Below are 4,172 nucleotides of genomic sequence, written 5' to 3'. Positions count from 1 at the left end.
CCCAGACCCCCGTTATCGGCCTGACGGCCTCGTCCTCAAGCGCCGGACGGGCTGAAAATCAGCCCGTCCGGCGCTTGAGGACCGGGTGGGCGCTCAGCCTCTGATGATCGTCAGTGCCTCGTCCCGAACCTTCGTCATCGTTGCCTCGTCGCGGGCCTCTGCGTTCAGGCGGAGGAGGGGTTCCGTATTGGAGGCGCGGACGTTGAACCACCAGTCGGCGGCGGAGACCGTCAGGCCGTCGAGTTCGTCGAGGGTGACATCGTCGCGGCCCTCGTACGCGGTCTTGATCGCGGCGAGGCGGGCCTCCTGATCGTCGACCGTGGAGTTGATCTCGCCGGAACCGGCGTAGCGGTCGTACTGGGCGACCAGGCCCGACAGCGGGCCCTCCTGGCCGCCGAGGGCCGCGAGGACGTGGAGGGCGGCGAGCATGCCCGTGTCGGCGTTCCAGAAGTCGGCGAAGTAGTAGTGCGCGGAGTGCTCGCCGCCGAAGATGGCGCCGGTCCTGGCCATCTCGGCCTTGATGAACGAGTGGCCCACGCGCGTGCGTACGGGCGTGCCGCCGTTCTCCCGGACCACCTCCGGGACCGACCACGACGTGATCAGGTTGTGGATGACGGCGCCCCTGCCGCCGTGCCTGGCCAGCTCGCGGGAGGCAACCAGGGCGGTGATCGCGGACGGCGTGATCGGGCCGCCGTTCTCGTCGACCACGAAGCAACGGTCGGCATCGCCGTCGAAGGCTATGCCGAGGTCGGCGTCCTCTTCGCGTACGCGCTTCTGGAGGTCGACGATGTTCGCCGGGTCCAGCGGGTTGGCCTCGTGGTTCGGGAACGTGCCGTCCAGTTCGAAGTACATCGGGACGAGGGTGAGGGGCAGGCCGGCGAAGACCGTGGGGACCGTGTGCCCGCCCATGCCGTTGCCCGCGTCGACGACTACCTTCAGGGGGCGGATGGAGGTCAGGTCGACGAGCGAGCGGAGGTGCGCCGCGTAATCCTCCAACGTGTCGCGCTGCGAGATCCTGCCCGGTGTGGCCGCCGGCTCCGGGGCGCTGGAGTCCGCCCAGGTCTCGACGAGTTCGCGGATCTCGGCGAGGCCGGTGTCCTGGCCGACCGGGGCGGCGCCCGCCCGGCACATCTTGATGCCGTTGTACTGCGCGGGGTTGTGCGAGGCCGTGAACATCGCGCCCGGCAGGTCCAGCGCCCCCGACGCGTAGTACAGCTGGTCCGTCGAGCACAGTCCGATCTCGGTCACGTCGACGCCGCGCGCCGCCGCCCCGCGCGCGAAGGCCCGCGACAGGCCCGGCGACGAGGGCCGCATGTCGTGCCCGACCACGATCGCGCTCGCGGCTGTCACCTGCGCGAAGGCCGCACCGAACAGCTCGGCCAGGGGCGTGTCCCACTGGTCCGGGACCACCCCGCGTACGTCATACGCCTTCACGATCTGCGACAGATCAGCAGCCACGGCCGGCCCTCCTGGATTCCTCATCGATGCCCTCAAACTACCCGCCCGTACTGACACTCGACCGGTCGGTCTCCGAGAGATCGCCGAGAGATCGCATCGGGACTGCGCCCGGACTTACGGAAGCATCCACTCCAGTACGACGGAACTCTGCCCGACCACGATCAGGCACATGACCAGCAGCAGCCCGATGCTCCACGGCAACACCTTGCGCAGCAGGTCCCCTTCGCGGCCCGCGAGGCCGACGGCCGCGCACGCGATGGTCAGGTTCTGCGGCGAGATCATCTTCCCCAGGACGCCGCCCGAACTGTTGGCGGCCGCGAGGAGCTCCGGCGAGAGCCCGGACTCCCGTGCCGCGGTGACCTGTAGGGCGCCGAAGAGTGCGTTGGCCGAAGTGTCCGACCCGGAGACCGCGACACCGAACCACCCCAGAACCGGCGACAGGAAGGCGAGCCCCGCGCCGGCCGCCGCCACGAAGTGGCCGATGGTGGCGGCCTGCCCGGAGAGGTTCATGACGTAGGCGAGCGCCAGGACGGACGTCACGGTGAGGATCGCGAACCTCAACTCATGGACGGTGGCCACCCATTCCTTGACGGCCACGCGCGCGTGCACCCCGATAACGGCCGCCGTGCACACCCCGGCGAGCAGCACCAGCGTGCCGCCGGTCGAGATGATCGGCAACGAGAAGACGTTGCCGCTGACGGGCTCCCCGTCCGGGTCCGCGACGTTCAGGAAGGGCCAGTCGAAGGTGCGGGTCGCCTTCGCCAGGAAGTCCTTCACCGCCGGAATCTGGGCCACGGAGAAGATCGCGACAATCAGGGCGTACGGGGCGTAGGCCCGCACCACCTCGGGACGCGGGTCCTCCTCGTCCAGGTCCTCACTGCGTACGCCGGTCAGGACGGCCACGCGTACGGGCTCGGCGGCGGGCCTGCGTGCCTGGGGCATCGCCACCAGGGCGCCCGCTCCGGCCAGGGCGGCACCGATGTCGGCGAGTTGGGCGGAGACGTAGTTGGAGGCCGCGAACTGGGCTACGGCGAAGGCCACTCCGCAGGCCATCGCCGGCACCCAGGTCTCACGCAGTCCGCGCCGCCCGTCCACCAGGCCGACGAGCACGAGCGGCACCACGAGCGCCAGCAGCGGCGTCTGACGGCCCACCACGGAGGCCACCGAGTCCAGGGGCAGTCCGGTGACCTGGGCGAGCGTCACGACCGGCGTGCCCATCGCGCCGAAGGCGACGGGCGCGGTGTTGGCGACCAGCGCGACCACCGCCGCGCGGACGGGTTCAAAGCCGAGCGCGACCAGCATGACGGAGCAGATCGCGACGGGGGCGCCGAAGCCCGCGAGGGCTTCCAGGAGCGCGCCGAAGCAGAACGCGACGACGAGGGCCTGGATACGCGGATCGTCGGAAAGCCGCCCGAAGGACCGGCGCAGGATGTCGAAGTGTCGGGTGCGGACGGTCATCCGGTACACCCACAGGGCGTTGACGACGATCCACAGGATGGGGAAGAGGCCGAAGACGGCGCCCTGTGCGGCGCTGGAGAGCGTCTGGCCGAAGGGCATGCCGTACGCGAGAACGGCGACCAGGGCCGCCGCCGCGAGGCCGATCAGTCCGGCCAGGTGCGCCTTCATGCGGACGCCGCCGAGCAGGACCAGGACGAGAACGAGGGGCAAGGCCGCGACTAACGCGGACAGGCCGAGGGAATCGGCCACGGGCTCCAGTTCTTGGACGTACACAGAACCTCCCCGGATTCCGCGATGCGGAAAAGGATTTCTCGCGGGTGGGGGAATGGTCGTGTCCGCGACAAGCGCTCGTCAATGCCTGTGCAGCAATGCCCATACAGCACGGGTGGGAATGCGCACCGTAAGCGCACAGAATGAAGTTCCCGTCAGACACGGGCGACCGGAGGTGAGGTCAGGAGCCGGAGGGGACGTCAGGACTCCGGCGAGCGCAGCACCCGCAGGTGGCCGCGGCGTGCGACCTCCATCGGGTCCGCACCGCGCGCCCCGCCGGCCTGCGCCGCACGCTCCTGGGGCCGGGCCGCCTCACGCACCGCGTTGGCGAGCGCCTCCAGATCGTCGCCGCTGGGGCGGGAGGGAGCGGAGCCGTCGGCGAGCCGGACGACCTCCCAGCCGCGCGGGGCGGTGAGGCGCTCGGAGTGCTCGGCGCACAGGTCGTAGCAGTGGGGTTCGGCATAGGTGGCGAGCGGGCCGAGGACGGCGGTCGAGTCGGCGTAGACGTACGTCAGCGTCGCGACGGCGGGGCGGCCGCAAGCGGTGCGCGAACAGCGACGTACAGGGCTCACGACGTTGGACGGTACCGCACTCTTGAGCGGGCCGCGACGGATCTTCCCGAGGTCACCCCACCGTGTCGTGCTGTGACACCAGCCACACGAAAATCCGCACGAGTCCGGCTGACCTGCGCGTACGTTCCTGGCCGAAATACCGGACGGCTGGGATCTGATCACCACTTGGTGCAAACCATGTCAATTGCCGTGAGTTCGACGGTTCGTAGAGATACGGAAACGAGCCCAAGCTTGGCTGGAATGGTCATCAAGCGACATGCCCAGCGGCGGCCGCATGCGTGCGGCGGGACCGGTCCATGGAGGTCGGGCTGCCTCGCGGAGGCGGTCGGGCAGCCGCGTGGAGGCCGGGCACCTCGAGCGTACGAGGACTACGCTTCGTCAGTGATGGACAACCCCGTACCCCCCGTATCGCCC

At 70.0% G+C, this 4,172-nt stretch carries 3 protein-coding genes; all 3 read right to left on the bottom strand.

The window, feature by feature from the left end:
• Positions 1-93: 93 nt before the first annotated feature.
• Positions 94-1,458, bottom strand: a complete 1,365-nt coding sequence (locus G6048_RS47040; RefSeq protein WP_165345744.1) for a phosphomannomutase/phosphoglucomutase — start codon at positions 1,456-1,458, stop codon at positions 94-96.
• A 114-nt stretch (positions 1,459-1,572) separates the two neighbouring features.
• Entirely contained in the window at positions 1,573-3,189 is a 1,617-nt protein-coding gene (locus tag G6048_RS47035) for an L-lactate permease (protein ID WP_165345743.1), read from the bottom strand.
• Between the two features lie 197 nt (positions 3,190-3,386).
• A complete protein-coding gene (locus G6048_RS47030; RefSeq protein ID WP_165345745.1) occupies positions 3,387-3,800 on the bottom strand; it encodes a DUF3499 domain-containing protein in 414 nt (137 codons plus the stop codon).
• Positions 3,801-4,172: the final 372 nt, after the last annotated feature.

The sequence above is a fragment of the Streptomyces ureilyticus genome (genome assembly GCF_011045025.1).
Lineage (GTDB): Bacteria > Actinomycetota > Actinomycetes > Streptomycetales > Streptomycetaceae > Streptomyces > Streptomyces ureilyticus.
Note: the sequence above shows the minus strand (reverse complement) of the source record. Positions and strands in the feature narration are given on the sequence as shown.